Annotated in this window: 14 protein-coding genes and 1 riboswitch; of the genes, 10 read left to right on the top strand and 4 right to left on the bottom strand. The window is 72.2% G+C overall.

Annotation, left to right across the window (positions count from 1 at the left end; translation table 11 throughout):
• Both VFW71_09040 and VFW71_09035 read right to left on the bottom strand, forming a co-directional pair.
• A partial coding sequence (locus VFW71_09040) for a CAP domain-containing protein (protein HEU5002911.1) occupies nt 1-647 on the bottom strand: 647 nt, incomplete at its 3' end.
• A gap of 11 nt (nt 648-658) precedes the next feature.
• A riboswitch (cyclic di-GMP riboswitch) is annotated at nt 659-756 on the bottom strand.
• Between the two features lie 377 nt (nt 757-1,133).
• Entirely contained in the window at nt 1,134-1,607 is a 474-nt protein-coding gene (locus tag VFW71_09035; GenBank protein HEU5002910.1) for a CAP domain-containing protein, read from the bottom strand.
• 344 nt (nt 1,608-1,951) lie between these two features.
• Between VFW71_09035 and VFW71_09030 the strand changes: the two genes are divergently transcribed.
• The gene (locus tag VFW71_09030) at nt 1,952-3,067 is read left to right on the top strand and encodes a protoglobin domain-containing protein (protein HEU5002909.1); all 1,116 of its coding nucleotides are present in this window, start codon (nt 1,952-1,954) and stop codon (nt 3,065-3,067) included.
• A gap of 178 nt (nt 3,068-3,245) precedes the next feature.
• Entirely contained in the window at nt 3,246-3,701 is a 456-nt protein-coding gene (locus VFW71_09025) for a YbhB/YbcL family Raf kinase inhibitor-like protein (protein HEU5002908.1), read from the top strand.
• A 42-nt stretch (nt 3,702-3,743) separates the two neighbouring features.
• Here VFW71_09025 and VFW71_09020 read toward each other — a convergent pair whose 3' ends face one another.
• Nucleotides 3,744-5,309 carry a phospholipid carrier-dependent glycosyltransferase gene (locus VFW71_09020; GenBank protein ID HEU5002907.1) on the bottom strand — a complete coding sequence of 522 codons (1,566 nt, stop codon included), beginning with the start codon at nt 5,307-5,309 and terminating at the stop codon, nt 3,744-3,746.
• 59 nt (nt 5,310-5,368) lie between these two features.
• Here VFW71_09020 and VFW71_09015 point away from each other — a divergent pair, with 59 nt between their 5' ends.
• Both VFW71_09015 and rsmI read left to right on the top strand, forming a co-directional pair.
• Nucleotides 5,369-5,704, top strand: a complete 336-nt coding sequence (locus VFW71_09015) for a DUF192 domain-containing protein (protein ID HEU5002906.1) — start codon at nt 5,369-5,371, stop codon at nt 5,702-5,704.
• A gap of 5 nt (nt 5,705-5,709) precedes the next feature.
• Nucleotides 5,710-6,534 (top strand): 16S rRNA (cytidine(1402)-2'-O)-methyltransferase, encoded by an 825-nt coding sequence (gene rsmI / locus VFW71_09010; protein HEU5002905.1) that lies wholly within the window; start codon nt 5,710-5,712, stop codon nt 6,532-6,534.
• Between the two features lie 116 nt (nt 6,535-6,650).
• On the opposite strand, the gene VFW71_09005 is transcribed toward rsmI, so the two are convergent.
• Complete coding sequence (locus VFW71_09005; protein HEU5002904.1) at nt 6,651-6,926, bottom strand: AbrB/MazE/SpoVT family DNA-binding domain-containing protein; 276 nt, start codon at nt 6,924-6,926, stop codon at nt 6,651-6,653.
• A gap of 141 nt (nt 6,927-7,067) precedes the next feature.
• Between VFW71_09005 and metG the strand changes: the two genes are divergently transcribed.
• From metG to glmU, 6 genes are all read left to right on the top strand, one after another.
• Complete coding sequence (gene metG / locus VFW71_09000) at nt 7,068-8,627, top strand: methionine--tRNA ligase (protein HEU5002903.1); 1,560 nt, start codon at nt 7,068-7,070, stop codon at nt 8,625-8,627.
• A 22-nt stretch (nt 8,628-8,649) separates the two neighbouring features.
• Nucleotides 8,650-9,435, top strand: a complete 786-nt coding sequence (locus tag VFW71_08995) for a TatD family hydrolase (protein HEU5002902.1) — start codon at nt 8,650-8,652, stop codon at nt 9,433-9,435.
• A gap of 93 nt (nt 9,436-9,528) precedes the next feature.
• Entirely contained in the window at nt 9,529-10,524 is a 996-nt protein-coding gene (locus tag VFW71_08990; GenBank protein ID HEU5002901.1) for an RlpA-like double-psi beta-barrel domain-containing protein, read from the top strand.
• 28 nt (nt 10,525-10,552) lie between these two features.
• Nucleotides 10,553-11,398 (top strand): 16S rRNA (adenine(1518)-N(6)/adenine(1519)-N(6))-dimethyltransferase RsmA, encoded by an 846-nt coding sequence (gene rsmA, locus VFW71_08985; GenBank protein ID HEU5002900.1) that lies wholly within the window; start codon nt 10,553-10,555, stop codon nt 11,396-11,398.
• Nucleotides 11,399-11,436: 38 nt separating this feature from the next.
• A complete protein-coding gene (gene ispE, locus VFW71_08980; protein HEU5002899.1) occupies nt 11,437-12,450 on the top strand; it encodes a 4-(cytidine 5'-diphospho)-2-C-methyl-D-erythritol kinase in 1,014 nt (337 codons plus the stop codon).
• A 168-nt stretch (nt 12,451-12,618) separates the two neighbouring features.
• Nucleotides 12,619-14,004 (top strand): bifunctional UDP-N-acetylglucosamine diphosphorylase/glucosamine-1-phosphate N-acetyltransferase GlmU, encoded by a 1,386-nt coding sequence (gene glmU, locus VFW71_08975; protein ID HEU5002898.1) that lies wholly within the window; start codon nt 12,619-12,621, stop codon nt 14,002-14,004.
• The last annotated feature ends 25 nt before the right edge of the window (nt 14,005-14,029 follow it).

Raw genomic sequence — 14,029 nt, 5'->3', positions numbered from 1 at the left:
CCCCCCCCCCCCCCCCCCCCCCCCCCCCCGGCCGGGGTCACCGGGGCTGGCTTGGGGGCCGGTTTGGGGGCCGGAGCGGTGGTGTGGACAACCACTGGCACCGGGACGGGGGCCGGGGGGGTCGTGTGGCTGGGGGCCGGGGCGGGCGGGGTCACCGGGGCGGGGGCCGGCTTCGGCGCTGGGGCAGGCGCCGGGCTGCCGGTCCCCATGAAGTCCTCGGTGACGTACACGGTGCCGTCGGCGGTGATCACAACGCCCACGCCGACGCTGGAGTAGGCCGGGTTCATGATGTTGGCCTTGTGCTCGGGCGAGTTCATGAACGCCTGCGCCAGGGAGTCGCACGAGGGGCCGACGCCCACGTTCTCGCCGAGCGCAATCCAGTTCGACGGGGCCAGGTTGGGGAGGTTCAGGTTGTGGGAGATCTGCCCGACGGCCGCCATCGATCCCGACCAGGTCTGGGCGATGAGGGCGAGGGCAGCGTTGGTGGCGAGGCTGGCGACCCCGGCCGAGCCGCGAGCGGTGTTGATGGCGGCGACGAAGCAGGAGGGATCGTTCGTGCTGGCCGATGCGGGGGCGGCGACCCCACCTACCACCATGGCACCCATCACCCCGGCGACCATGAGGCCTCGGACGGCTGGCGTCCTCATCTGCTTCCTCCTTCGGCGGTCTGGCGGCCTTCCGCTTTCCGCTCACGCGGGGCCCGGGAGGTCCATGACTTTGCGTCGCAGGGTCACCCCTGCTTTGCCTTTTTCGGGTGTTGCACTTGAAGGATCGGCAGCGCGTCCCCGCATCTCCATGGCGCGTTGGCGCGGGATTTGCACCGAGCGAATCAGTCTGGTTGGGGGATGCCGCGCATGGTGCCGTGGGATCACGAACCGGCCCCCCCGCGGAGGATCCCACGGGGGTCCAGGGGGGTCGCGGGGGACTCCCTGCACCGTGGGACCGGATCGTCCAGGCACGGGACCGGGTTCCCCCGGCCCCCGGGCAGGGTTGCGGGCCCCGCCGGCGGCCCGATCCGCCGCCCGGGGACTAGGCCCGGACCTCACCCATTGTGGGGAAAACTGGCAGATTCAGGAGAAACAAAAACCCCGCCGGGGCGGGGTAGGGGTGCTGACAGGGCTGGCGGCCGCGGATCAGGAAGCGGGCGTGGGGCCTCCCAGGAAGTCCTCGGTCACGTAGACGGTGCCGTCCCGGCCCTCGGCGACCCCCACCCCCACGACGCTGAAGGTGGAGTCGAGGATGTTGGCCCGGTGCTCCGGGGAGCGGAAGAGCGCGGTGGCGACGGTGGCGCAGCTCGGCCCCATGCCGACGTTCTCGCCCGCCTCGGCCCACCCCCTGGGCATGGCATGGGCGAGGTCGGGGTTGTGGAAGATGTCACCTGCGGCGGCCATCTCGGTGGAGTGGGCGGCGGCCGTGGCCCCAACGCCGGGATCGGTGGCGAGGCCGGGGAGGCCGGCCTCTGCCCGGGCGCTGTTGATGGCGGCAACGAAGCAGGAGGCGGGCGGAGCGGGGGCGGCCTGGGCGACCGCCGGCAGCACTGCGTGCCCCAGCACCCAGCCGATGCCACCCAGCACCATCACCATCGGCGCGAGCCGCTTGGCGTTCATGTCTCTTGGTGGATCGGCCGGGCACCCGAGGCGCTCGATCACCCATTCGCGGGCGCAGATAGCCCGCCCGGAGCCCCGCGGGTGGCCCGCACGGGCAGCCCCGGGCAGCCCGGGGGAACGCAGAGTTGTCGCACAGGATTCACCGTGCGGTAACCGGGCTGTAACTCCCGGTCCCTAGGCTGGCGGTGACGAGATGGAGAAGGGTCCGCCCGGCCAGACGGACCCTTCGCAATCTAGGCCGGCCCCGCAGGGCAGCCCCGACTGGCAATCAGCTTACTGCGGGACCGGTCCCAGCACAACGGCGGGGGCACACGTGTGCCCCTCGCCAGAAGGGAGTTCCCGCCATGGCACAAGCCTTCCGCACCCGCATGACTCCTGAGGTGCCGCCAGCGCCGACGGGGTTCGCCGCCCTCATCCCGGCGGCGCCCCTGGTGACCCCGGGGTTCCACCCCCTGGCCGACTTCGCCAACTTCGGCCCGGGCGAGGCCACGATGCTGGCCGAGGTCGGCTCGGACCTCGAGGTGTTCACCGAATCGATCGCCGAGGCCATCGCCCGCTACGTCCGTCGGCAGTTCCCGAAGATGGGCATCGAGGGGCTCAGCGTCGATCTGGACGCGATCGAGGAGTGGTTGACCCACTCCAGCACCGGACCGTTCGACGAGTCCTTCGCCGACTCCCTCCGGGGTCTGACCCACGTCGGCGGCGGGACGACGCTCCCCGGGCTTTCCGCGGCCATCCCGCCCCAGATGCTGGTCGGGATGATCGCCTGGCTGGAGGGCCAGATCCTCACCTACCTCGGCGACGTGAGCGACACCGTCACGCTGTCGGGCGTCGGCGGGATCTGGATGGACCAGCTGATGCTGCAGCTCGGGATCATGCTCGAGCCCGTCCTGGACGATCACCCGGCCGGGCCGAAGGACTACACCCTCGAGCACCAGGCGGCGCTGCACCCGTTCGCTGAACTCGCCGGTTTCGGCATGGCGGAGGGCCGCATCCTGGGCGAGACCGGGGCGCTGCTGGCCCCGGCGGCCAGTGGGGTGATCTCGCTGGCGTACAGCTACCTGTTGAGCCGCCCGGAGTCGGCGGGCTTCTTCTCGGAGTCCGACCACCTCGCCCAGCGCAAGCAGACGCTGAAGGCGTGGTGGATCCGGACATCGGCGGACCCCTACCAGTCCAAAGGCGAGTTCGGCGACTACCTGCGCAAGGTGGCCAACGCCCACGTGACGGGGGGCGGCACGCACCCGACGGTCGAGATCCCGCCGCAGCTCACCATCGCCCTCATGGGGTGGGTGGAGATGCGGGTGATGACCGCGCTCAACACCATCGCCCTGTCGCCGGAGGGGGCGGCGACCTTCGGGGAGCTGGGCGACCCGGGAGCCCTGGCGGGCGTCGGCAAGGCCTGGATGCAGATGCTCACCCTGCAGCTGGGCGTGTTGATCGACCCGTACCTGACCGCGTAGGCGGTCCCCCGTGCACCACCCACCACCAGGGGGGTTGTCCCCCCCGGTTCGACCTGCCCGGATCGGAGGCCGGGCGTGCGCCAGTTCGCGGCGGGCGGCGGGAGGTGGCGGCCCCCAGGCAGGCCCCACCTCCCCACCCCGCCGGTGTATCCGCTGGCTGCTGGTAGCATCCGGCGGTATGGCCCTCACGCTCACAAGCTCCGAGTACACCCACGGCGGCAACTTCCCCGCCCGGTGCACCTGCGACGGCGACAACGTCCCCCCGGTCCTCACCTGGTCCGACCTCCCCGAAGGGACAGCCGAGCTGGTCCTGCTGTTCGAGGACTCCGACAGCCCGGGCGGCACCCTGGTGCAGTGGGCGGTCTTCGGGATCGACCCCGCCGCCGAGGGCATCCTCGATGGGAAAGCCCCGGCCGGGGCGGTGTGCGGCAAGAACGACTACGGCCGCATCGACTACGCCGGCCCGTGCCCGCCGGTCGGCCGGTACCACCGCTTCATCTTCACGCTGCTGGCGATCAAGGAGCCGAGCGGGCTCGGCGAGGGCGCCAGCCCCCGGGACGACGTCCCCTACGCCCTGTCCGGCAAGGTGTTGGGCCAGGCGCAGCTGATGGGCAAGTACGCCCGCAAGCGGTAAACAGCCGACTGCCGGCGGGCCCAGGTGTAGAGCCCCCGGGGCTCAGATCCAGCGGTTGAACAGCATCCGCATCTGCCACCAGGGGACCGGGATGGCCACGCCGGTGATCACCGGGTACCAGAACCAAAGCGCCACGCCGCAGGCCGCCACCACGTAGAGGGTGACCACGCCCGCTCCCCAGCGGTCGAGGAGTCGGGCCGCCAGTGCCCGGTGGTGGGGCTCCTCGGCGTGCGCCGGCGCCGCCCGGCGGGCCCAGCGGGCGAAGTCCAGGAGCGCATCCGTGAGCCCCAGCATCATGAACGGCACCACCGGCGTCATGTAGAAGAAGAACGACGTGCGGGAAGCGGCGATCCAGGGCACGTAGGCGAACAGCCACCCGTTCAGGATCAGGCGCTCCGCCCCGTACTTCCGCCGCACCGCCCGGATGACCAGGTAGACGAAGACGGCGATCGACGCCCACCAGGTGGCGGGGTTGCCGAAGGCCAGGATGTGCTCGTTCTTCAGGACCCCATGGACGGTCACCTGCTGGAAGTAGTACGCCACCGGCCGGATGACGAGCGGCCACGTCCACATCTTGGAGGCATAGGGGTGCTTGGCGTGGAGGGTGACGTTGAACTGCCACATGCTGTTGGTCAACCGGTAGAAGGCCGACGGCGACCACTGGTGGTCCTTGAACCAGACGAGGTAGCTCGCCAGGTAGGCGGCCACCGCCGGGATGGCGACCCCGAGGACGGTGGCGTGGAGCTCGGCCACCGGCCCGGGCGCCCTGGGCGGGACCCCGTCGGCCAGGTTTCGGTGGCGGATGCGCAGGGACGAGGCCACGCTCCAGACCAGCATCATCAGGCCGGCGCCAGCGAGGCTGTAGACGCCCGACCACTTGCACGCCGCGGCCGCCCCGAAGCACAGCCCGGCCGCCACCCGCCAGCGCAGGTCGAGGCGCCCCTCGCCCCGCTCCTTCAGCGTGAGGATGCGCTCCCGCTCCCGCACGACGAACAGGAAGCCGAGCGCCACCCAGAACGCCACGAAGATGTCCAGGGTGGCGATGCGGCTCTGGGCGATCAGCAGGAAGTCGGTGGCCACCAGCAGGCCGGCCAGGGCGGCCCCCCAGCGGCCGAAGAGCTTGCGGCCGATGCAGAACACGATGACGACCATGGCGGTGCCGCACACCGCCGGCATGAAGCGCCAACCGAAGGAGTTGTAGCCGAACAGCCGCTCGCCGATGGCGATCATCCACTTGCCGAGCGGCGGGTGGACGTAGGACTGCTCGGTGGCCTGGGCGGTCTTGCAGAACGCCATCCCCCGGTTCAGGTACAGGCAGGCGTCCTTGGCGTAGTAGGTCTCGTCGAAGACGATGGCGTGCGGGAAGGACAGCCGGACGAAGCGCAGCACCCCGCCCAGGACCGTGATGACACCGAGCAGCAACCAGTCGATGCGTGCCCAGGCCGGGGCGCGGCGCCACGGGGCGGCCCGCGGGGGAGCCAGGCTCGGGGCGGCGTCAGGCAGTTCGTCGAAGGCGACGTCCCACGGGGCCGGGGGGGCGGAGCCGGTGGGCTCCCCGGGGGGCGCCTCTGGTGCCTCAGACTCCTCGGCCGACGGACTCCCCCTCACCCACGAAGGCATGCACACCTGCGTGCATGACCGCCCTCGGGCAGTATAGACAGCCTCCCATGCCTCTCATCGATCCCGAGCGACCCGACACCGTGGTCATCCGCCTCATCGAGGCAAGGGGGCTCTCCAGCCTCCAGGGCCTCCTCGGCCAGCGCGGGCTGCCGCCCGCCACCGGGATGCTGCTGCGGGCGAAGGAAGTCCATACCGTGGGCATGCACTTCACGATCGACGTCGTGTACCTGTCGGCCAGGAACCTGGTCATCCGGGTGGCCACCATGGCGCCCGGGCGCATCGGGCCCCTGGTGCTCAAGGCGAAGTGGATCCTGGAGCTGGCCGAGGGCGAGGCCGCCCGCCTGGGCATCGTGGCGGGCACCACGCTGCAGCGGGTCTCGTAGCGGCGGTGGGGACCGGGCGGCTGTCGGTGTGCGCCACGCCGATCGGCAACCTGGAGGACGTGTCCCTCCGGCTGCTGCGGGTGCTGGGCGAGGCGGACGTCGTGGCCGCCGAGGACACCCGGCGGACGGCGAAACTGCTGTCCGCCCACGGGCTGCACGCCCGCATGGTCTCCTACCACGACGCCAATGAGCCGGCCCGCACCAAGGAGCTGCTGGGCCGGCTGGAGCGGGGCGAGCACGTGGCCCTGGTGACCGACGCCGGCACTCCGGCGGTCTCCGACCCGGGCTACCACCTGATCACCGGGGCCCTGGCGGCGGGCATCGCGGTCGAGGTGGTGCCCGGCCCCTCGGCCGTGCTGGCGGCCCTGGTCGCCTCCGGGCTCCCCACCGCCCGCTTCGCCTTCGAGGGCTTCCTCCCCCGCAAGCCCGGGGAGCGTCGGCGGCGCCTGGAGGCGCTGGCCGCCGACGACCGGACCCTGGTCTTCTTCGAGGCCCCGAGCCGGGTGGCGGGCACGCTGGCGGCAATGGCGGACGTCCTCGGCCCCCGGCGGGCTGCGCTGGCCCGGGAACTCACCAAGCTGCACGAGGAGGTCCGGCGGGCACCGCTGCCCGAACTGGCCGCCGGGGTCGCGGGCGAGGAGCTCCGGGGCGAGGTGGCGCTGGTGGTGGAGGGTGCGCCGCAGGCCCCCGGGGCGCTGGAGGAGGCGGTGGCCCTCGCCCGGGAGCTGGTGGCGGCGGGGTCGCCGAAGTCCGGGGCGGCGGCGCAGGCGGCGGCGCAGCACGGCGTGCCCCGGCGGGCGGTGTACGAGGGCCTGCTGGAGGAGGGGTGAGCCGGGGGCTAGCGTCGGGGACTAAACGGCCGGCGAGGTTCTGGGGACTCTTTGCCGTGTTTTTGACGGAAAAATTTCCCCAGAACTCCGGGGCTGCGCCGGTGGGTCTGCTTCGGTCAGGCGTCGGGCTCGGCGAACAGGTCCCAGGAGGCCGCCCCGTCGTCGGAGCTGCCTGAGAGCTCGCCGATGCAGGAGGCGCACACCATCCGGTCCCGGAACTCCTTGAGGTCCTCGGAGGAGTGGCAGAACACGCAGGTGGTCTGGCGCTTGGCCAGGATGATCCGGTCGCTGTCCACCGAGATATCGAGGTAGTCGCCCTCCCGGATCCCGAAGGACTTCCGGATCTCGGAGGGGAGTACCACCCGGCCGAGCTCGTCGACTTTGCGAGCCATCCCTGTACTTCTCATCCTGCCCCGCCGCCCATCTGGATTGACCGATAATATCGCTGATCCCCGCCTTTGGACCTTCCTAGAGCCCTCTTCAGGCCCTTGGAAGGCGCCCCGGCTCCGGCGGGAGGAACGAGGACCGCGCCCATGCCTAAGAACACGTTCTACCTCACAACCCCGATCTACTACGTCAATGATGTTCCCCATATCGGGCACGCCTACACCACCGTGGCTGCCGACTTCATCGCGCGGACGCACCGCATGCGGGGCGAGCGAGTCCACTTCCTGACCGGCACGGACGAGCACGGCGAGAAGGTGGCCCAGGCTGCGGCGGCCAGGGGGATCGAGCCGCAGGCCTGGGCCGACCAGGTCGTGCCCCGCTGGCGAGAGGTCTGGAGCCGCCTGGAGATCTCCTACGACGACTTCATCCGCACCACCGAGGCGCGCCACATCGAGCCGGTGCAGCGCCTGGCCCAGCAGCTCTACGACCAGGGGGACGTGTACCTCGGCACCTATGAGGGCCCGTACTGCGTCGCGTGCGAAACCTATTACCAGCCGTCGGAAATCGTCGATGGGTGCTGCCCGATCCACGAGCGCCCGGTCGAGATGCTGAAGGAGGAGAACTACTTCTTCCGGCTGTCGGCCTACGCCGACCGGCTGCTGGCGCTCTACGAGGCGCAGCCCGATTTTGTCGCCCTCGAGAGCCGGCGCAACGAGGTCGTGTCGCTGGTGCGGGGCGGGCTGCAGGACCTGTCGATGAGCCGGACGTCGTTCTCGTGGGGCATCCCCATCCCGTGGGACCCGGCGCACGTCATGTACGTGTGGGTGGACGCGCTGCAGAACTACATCACCGCAGTGGGCTACGGCTCGGACGAAGCCAGGTTCGAGGCGTGCTGGCCGGCCGACTACCACTTCATCGGCAAGGACATCCTGCGCCACCACGCGGTGATCTGGCCCGCTCTGCTGATGGCGGCGGGCCTCCCGCTGCCCCGCCACGTCTTCGCCCACGGCTACCTGACGGTCGGGGGCAAGAAGATGTCGAAGACCAACCTGACCGGGATCTCGCCCCACACCCTCATCGACACCTTCGGCGCCGACGGGTACCGCTACCACTTCCTGCGGGAGGGGACCTTCGGCCAGGACGGGGCGTTCTCGTGGGAAGCAATGGTGGCGCGCTACAACGCCGACCTGGCCAACGACCTCGGCAACCTCGTGAGCCGGGCGCTGGCGATGGTGACCAACTACTTCGACGGTGCCGTCCCCTCCCCGGGGCCGGCGCGGGATGCCGACGCCGACCTCGCCGCCGCGGCCCAGACCGCCGCCGACGGGATGGCAGCCGGGGTCGATGCGCTGGACCTCGGCGGGGCCCTGGAGTCGGCCATGGGTCTGGTGCGGGCGACCAACCTCTTCATCAACGCCGAAGCCCCCTGGAAGCTGGCCAAGGAGCCCGAGCAGCGGGAACGGCTCGCCACGGTGCTGTACTCGGTGTGCGAGTCGATCCGGTGGTGCTCGGTGCTGTTCGCCGCCGCCATGCCGGCGGCCTGCCGGCGGATCCGCGAGCAGCTCGGCCTCGGCCCGGAGGAACGCCCGCTGGCCGAAGCGCTGCTGTGGGCCGATCTGGCCCCGGGAACGACCGTCCACCGGGGGGCGGGGATCTTCCCACGGGTCGAGGCCACGGTCGAGGCCGAGACGCCGGCGGAGCCCTGAGGTGGCTGGAGGCGGTGCGCCGGTGGGGACGGCGTGGATCGACGCCCACTGCCACCTCGACTCGATCGAGGGGCCGGTGGCGGCAACCGTGGCGCGGGCCGGCGAGGCCGGCGTGGTGGCGATGGTGACCATCGGCACCGACCTGGCGTCCAGCCGGGAGGCAGCAGCAATCGCGGCGGCGAACCCGGCAGTGTGGGCGGCCGTCGGCGTGCACCCGCACGACGCCACCACCCTGGACGGGGACACCCTGGCCGCCCTTGCCGGGCTGGCGGCGCAGCCCCGGGTGGTGGCCATCGGCGAGATCGGCCTCGACTTCTTCCGGGACCTCTCGCCCCGGGATGCCCAGCGGGATGCCTTCCGCCGCCAGCTGGCGCTGGCGAGGGATCTGGGCGCCGCGGTGGTCATCCACATGCGGGACGCACACGACGAGTTGTTTGCCACGCTGGAGGAGGTCGGGCCGCCTGAGCGCCTGATCTTCCACTGCTTCTCCGGGGGCCCGGCGGACGCCGAGCGGGGGCTGGCGCTGGGGGGCTACATCTCGTTCGCCGGTAACGTGTCGTACAAGAATGCCGGCTTGCTGCGGGAGGCGGCAGCGGTGGTCCCGCTCGACCGGGTGCTGGTGGAAACCGATTCCCCGTACCTGGCGCCCGTGCCGCACCGCGGCAAACCGAACGAGCCGGCGTGGGTGGTGGCGGTGGGCGAGGCGGTCGCGGCGGCGGTCGGTGTGCCGCCGGAGCAGGTGGCCCAGGCTTCGATGGCCAACACCATCGCCGCCTTTGGCCTGCCTTCCGATCTGCTCGGCAACTAGACCTTCGCACCCTCCTCACCGTCGCAGCCTTCGGCCTCTTGCCGCCCTTTGGCTGGGTTGATTTCCCAATGTGGCCATTGGTACGGTGCCGGCGTGCGGGGAGCTGTACGGCTACTGCTCACCCTGCTCGTCGCCGCCGGTACCGCCGGGTACCTGCACGCTGACGGCAGGGCGACCCTCGCCGACAGGAACGCCACGCGTACTCGGGGGGCGTCGAGCGTGGCGTCCATGGCCCTTACCGGGGAAGAGGGCACGGTCGGTGCAGCCGCGCGCGCCCCGGCACCGGGCCCAGCCGCCGGGGGAGGGCCTGCTGGCCAGGCGGCAATCCAGGCCGCTGCCTCACCTGCCGACCCGGGCAGCCCGGCCACCACCACGACCGCGGCGCCCGCCGCCGCACCGGTGGCACCGGCCCCGGTGGTGACGGTCACGGTATGGGTCGTACACGACGGGCAGACCAACCTGGTCACGACCACGGCGGGCACCGTCGGCCAGATGCTGCAGGGGTCCGCCATCCACCTGAGCAGCCTGGACAAGGTGAGCCCGGCGCCCGCCACCCCGCTGACCGGCGGCACGACCATCCGGGTGTACCGGGTGACCCAGACGGTGACGTCGACGGTGGTGTCCATCCACTACAAGAAGGTGACCAAGTCCTCGAACACGGTGGAGATGGGCCTGACGGCGACCGCCTCGACCGGGGTCAACGGGACCACGGAGAAGGACTACACCAAGACCTACCAGGACGGGCGGCTGATGTCCGACGTTTTGTCGGCCACCAAGATCATCGTGCCGGAGCGGGATGCGGTGACGCTCGTCGGGTCGGGCCAGCCCACCTTCGTGTCGCACGGCGGGTCGCAGTCCGGAGCCGGGAGCTGGTACGCCACCGCGGGCCTCTCCGCCGCCAGCCCGACGCTGCCCTTCGGCACGGTGGTCAAGGTGACCGACGTGTCGAACGGCCGGACGATCAACGTCGTGATCCGCGACCGGGGGCCGTCCACCGGCGGGGGCCGGGTGATCGACCTGTCCCCGACCGCCTTCTCGCACCTGTCGTCCCTGGGCTCGGGGGTCATCAGCGTGAAGCTGCAGTGGTGAGGTAGCCCCGGGAACTACGCTGGCGGGCATGGACACCGGCTCGCTCAGCGCCGCGCTCACCGCCACCCAGATCCGGGATCTTGCCCGGCGCCACGGCTTCAAGCCGTCGCAGGCGCGGGGCCAGAACTTTGTGATCGATCCGAACACCATCCGGCGCATCGTGCGCCTGGCGGCACTCGAGCCGGGCGATGCGGTCCTGGAGGTCGGGGCGGGAGCCGGGTCGCTGACCGTGGCCCTGGCGGCCGAGGCCGAGCGGGTGGTGGCGGTCGAGATCGACCGGCGGGTGATCGCTGCCCTCCGGGAGGTGGTGGGCGGGGTGCCCACCGTCACCATCGTCGAGGGCGACGCTCTGGCGCTGGACTACGCCCCCCTCCTTGCCGGACGGCCGCACCGGCTGGTGGCCAACCTGCCCTACAACATCGCCACGCCGCTCATCACCCGGTTCCTGGAGGAGGTGCCCGAGGTGGTGGACCTCCTGGTGATGGTGCAGCGGGAGGTGGGCCAGCGGCTCGTGGCGGCGCCCGGCTCGAAAACCTATGGCGCCCTGAGCGTGCTGGTGGCCGCCCACGCGTCGGGGAGCGTCGTCGGACGGGTGCCCGCCTCGGTGTTCTGGCCCGCGCCCGACGTGGACTCGGTCCTGGTGCGCCTGGTGCGTCACGGCCCCGTTGGCGTGCCCGCGGAGCAGCTGATGCGGGTGGTGCACGCCGCATTCGGGCAGCGGCGAAAGATGCTGCGCAATGCGTTGTCCGCCGGGCTCGGGGTGCCGGTCCCGCCGGTGGAGGCCGCGCTGGTGGCGGCCGGGATCGACCCCGGAGCCCGGGCCGAAACGCTCAGCCTGGAGGCCTTCGTGGCGCTGGCGCAGGCGCTGGCGTGAGGGGCGCACCGTGAGGGCCGCGCCGTGAGGGTCGCACCGTGAGGGTCGCTCCCGACCTGGATGTCGAGCATCCCCCCGCCCAGAGCGTGGAGGTGGTGGCGCGGGCCAAGCTGAACCTGTTCCTGGCGGTCGGACCCCGGCGGCCGGACGGCTACCACGAGGTGGTGACCGTGCTGCAGTCCCTCGACCTGGAGGACACCATGACCCTCACCCGGGCGGAGGAGCCGTCTGTGACCTTCGCCGCCGGACCGGCATTCCGGGGACCGCTGCCCGAGGCTCCGGACCTGGTGGCCGCGGCACTGGCCCTGTACCGCTCCGAGCTGCGCGGCCCGACGTTGTCGGCGAGTGTCGTGAAGCAGATCCCGCTGGCCGCCGGCCTGGCCGGGGGGAGCGCCGACGCCGCCGCCGCCCTGCTGGGCGCCGACGCGGTCAACGGGTCCCGCACCCCCCGGGGGCAGCTGGAGGCCCTGTGCCGCCGGATCGGCTCCGACGTGGCGTTCTGCCTGCGGGGCGGCTCGGCCCTGGGCACGGGCCGGGGCGAGCGGCTCAGCCCGCTCCCCTGCCGGCACCGGATCTGGTGGGTGCTGGGGATCTCGGCATTCCCCCTGGCGACGCCGGACGTGTACCGTCGCTTCGACGAGCTGGCCGTCGAGGGCGGCGCCAGCTCCGGGGAGCCCGGCGTCGGGGAGGACGCTGTGGGCGCGGCGGATGGGGCGGGGGGCGCTGTTGGCGCCGGGGGCCTAGTCCGGCCGAACAAGCTGGTGGAGGCCCTCGCTGCCGGGCACCCGAAGGCCTTGGCTCCGTTGCTGCGCAACGATCTGCAGGCGGCGGCGTTCGACCTGGCCCCCCGGTTGCGGGGGCCGGCGGAGGGGCTCCGGTCGGCTGGCGCCCTGCGGGTGGTGGTGAGCGGCAGCGGGCCCACCCTGGCGGGCCTGTGCCGGGACGAGGCGCACGCCGAGGAGGTCGCCGCCCGGGCGGAGCCCGCCTTCGACCGGGTGGAGGTGGTGGCCAGTACGCCGCTGGGAGCCGAGGTGATCGCCCGCCGGGCGTAACCGGGGCCGGCGGGTGCGGCGGGTAGCATGATCGGGCCGGCTCTATCCGGAGTCGTCCAACAGGCAGGACTCGGGCCTTTGGAGCCCGCTATCCGCGTTCGAATCGCGGCTCCGGAGCTCGCTGCTCCATGGAACCCAACCCACCCCGCTCTCCCGTATCCTTGGCCTGTGCCGGACAACCGCCTCGCCGCCATCGTGCTCGCCGCCGGGCTGGGCAAGCGCTTCCGCTCGGCCGCTACGCCCAAGGTGCTCCACCCCGCCGCCGGCGAGCCGCTGGTGGGCCACGTGCTGCGGGCGGTCGCCGGGCTGCCCGGCCTCGAGCGCCTCATCGTCGTGGTGGGCCACGGCAAGGAAGCGGTCATGGCCGCGGTGCAGGCCCGCCAGCCCGGCGCCGTCTTCGTCGAGCAGCCCGTACCCCGGGGGACCGGCGATGCCGTCAACGTGTGCCGGGAGGCCCTGGAGGGCTTCGACGGCCCCGTCCTCGTCGTCTCGGGCGATTCGCCGCTCATCACGAGCGAGACCCTGGCCGCCCAGCTCGCCGAGCACGAGCGGGCGGGGGCGGCGGTGACCGCGCTCACCGCCGTGCTGGACGATCCCACCGGCTACGGGCGCATCGTGCACGAGGCGGGCGGGGCGCTGCGCATCGTCGAGGAGGCCGACGCCTCCCCGGCGGAGAAGGAGATCACCGAGGTCTCGATGTGCTTCTGGTGCTTCGAGCGGGCGCCGCTGTTCGAGGCCCTCGCCCAGGTCACCGCCGACAACGCCCAGGGCGAGTACTACCTGCCCGACGCCGTCCCCCTGCTGGCCAAAGCCGGCGGCCGGGTGGCCACCTTCCGGGCGCCGGATCCGTCCGAGGTGCTGGGGGTCAACGACCGCCGCCAGCTGGCGGAGGCCACCCGGCACCTGCGGGAGCGCAAGATCGACGCCCTCATGGGCGCGGGGGTGACGGTCGAGGACCCGGCGGTGACCTACGTCGATGCCCTGGTCACGGTGGGCCCCGACACCGTCCTGAAGCCGCTGACCTTCCTGGAGGGCGCCACCGTCGTCGGGGAGGGGTGCGTGATCGGCCCGTCGGCCCGGCTTATCGACACCACGGTGGAGGACGGAGCCGAGGTGAGCTTCGCCGTGGTGCGCTCGGCGGTGATCGGCCCCGGGGCGCAGGTGGGGCCGTTCAGCTCGCTTCGCCCCGCCACCCGCCTCGCCGAGAAGGCAAAGGCCGGGTCGTTCGTCGAGGTGAAGGGCTCGACCGTGGGGCCCGGGTCGAAGGTTCCCCACCTGTCCTACATCGGCGACACCGAGATCGGCTCCGGCGTCAACGTGGGGGCGGGGACCATCACCTGCAACTACGACGGCGAGGCGGGCGTGAAGTCCCGGACGGTGATCGGCGACGGGGTGCTGATCGGCTCCGACACCATGCTGGTAGCCCCGGTGACCGTCGGCGACCGGGCCATGACCGGGGCGGGCAGCGTGGTGACCCGGGACGTCGAGGCCGACACCGTCGTGGTCGGGGCGCCGGCACGGCCGGTGAGGAAGCGCAGGCCGAGGGCCGGGTAAAGTGGCGCCGGGACTGGGGGATCCG

It is taken from the genome of Actinomycetota bacterium (genome assembly GCA_035765775.1).
In the GTDB taxonomy this organism is placed as follows: Bacteria; Actinomycetota; CADDZG01; order JAHWKV01; family JAOPZY01; genus DASTWV01.
This window is presented reverse-complemented; position numbering and strand designations above follow the sequence as displayed.

What these genes read in the sequence shown, in the direction of transcription:
- VFW71_09005 (HEU5002904.1), bottom strand. Translation starts at nt 6,926, where the DNA reads ATGGCTCGCAAAGTCGACGAGCTCGGCCGGGTGGTACTCCCCTCCGAG.
- metG (HEU5002903.1), top strand. Translation starts at nt 7,068, where the DNA reads ATGCCTAAGAACACGTTCTACCTCACAACCCCGATCTACTACGTCAAT.
- rsmA (HEU5002900.1), top strand. Translation starts at nt 10,553, where the DNA reads ATGGACACCGGCTCGCTCAGCGCCGCGCTCACCGCCACCCAGATCCGG.
- VFW71_09035 (HEU5002910.1), bottom strand. Translation starts at nt 1,607, where the DNA reads ATGAACGCCAAGCGGCTCGCGCCGATGGTGATGGTGCTGGGTGGCATC.
- VFW71_09025 (HEU5002908.1), top strand. Translation starts at nt 3,246, where the DNA reads ATGGCCCTCACGCTCACAAGCTCCGAGTACACCCACGGCGGCAACTTC.
- VFW71_09015 (HEU5002906.1), top strand. Translation starts at nt 5,369, where the DNA reads ATGCCTCTCATCGATCCCGAGCGACCCGACACCGTGGTCATCCGCCTC.
- VFW71_09030 (HEU5002909.1), top strand. Translation starts at nt 1,952, where the DNA reads ATGGCACAAGCCTTCCGCACCCGCATGACTCCTGAGGTGCCGCCAGCG.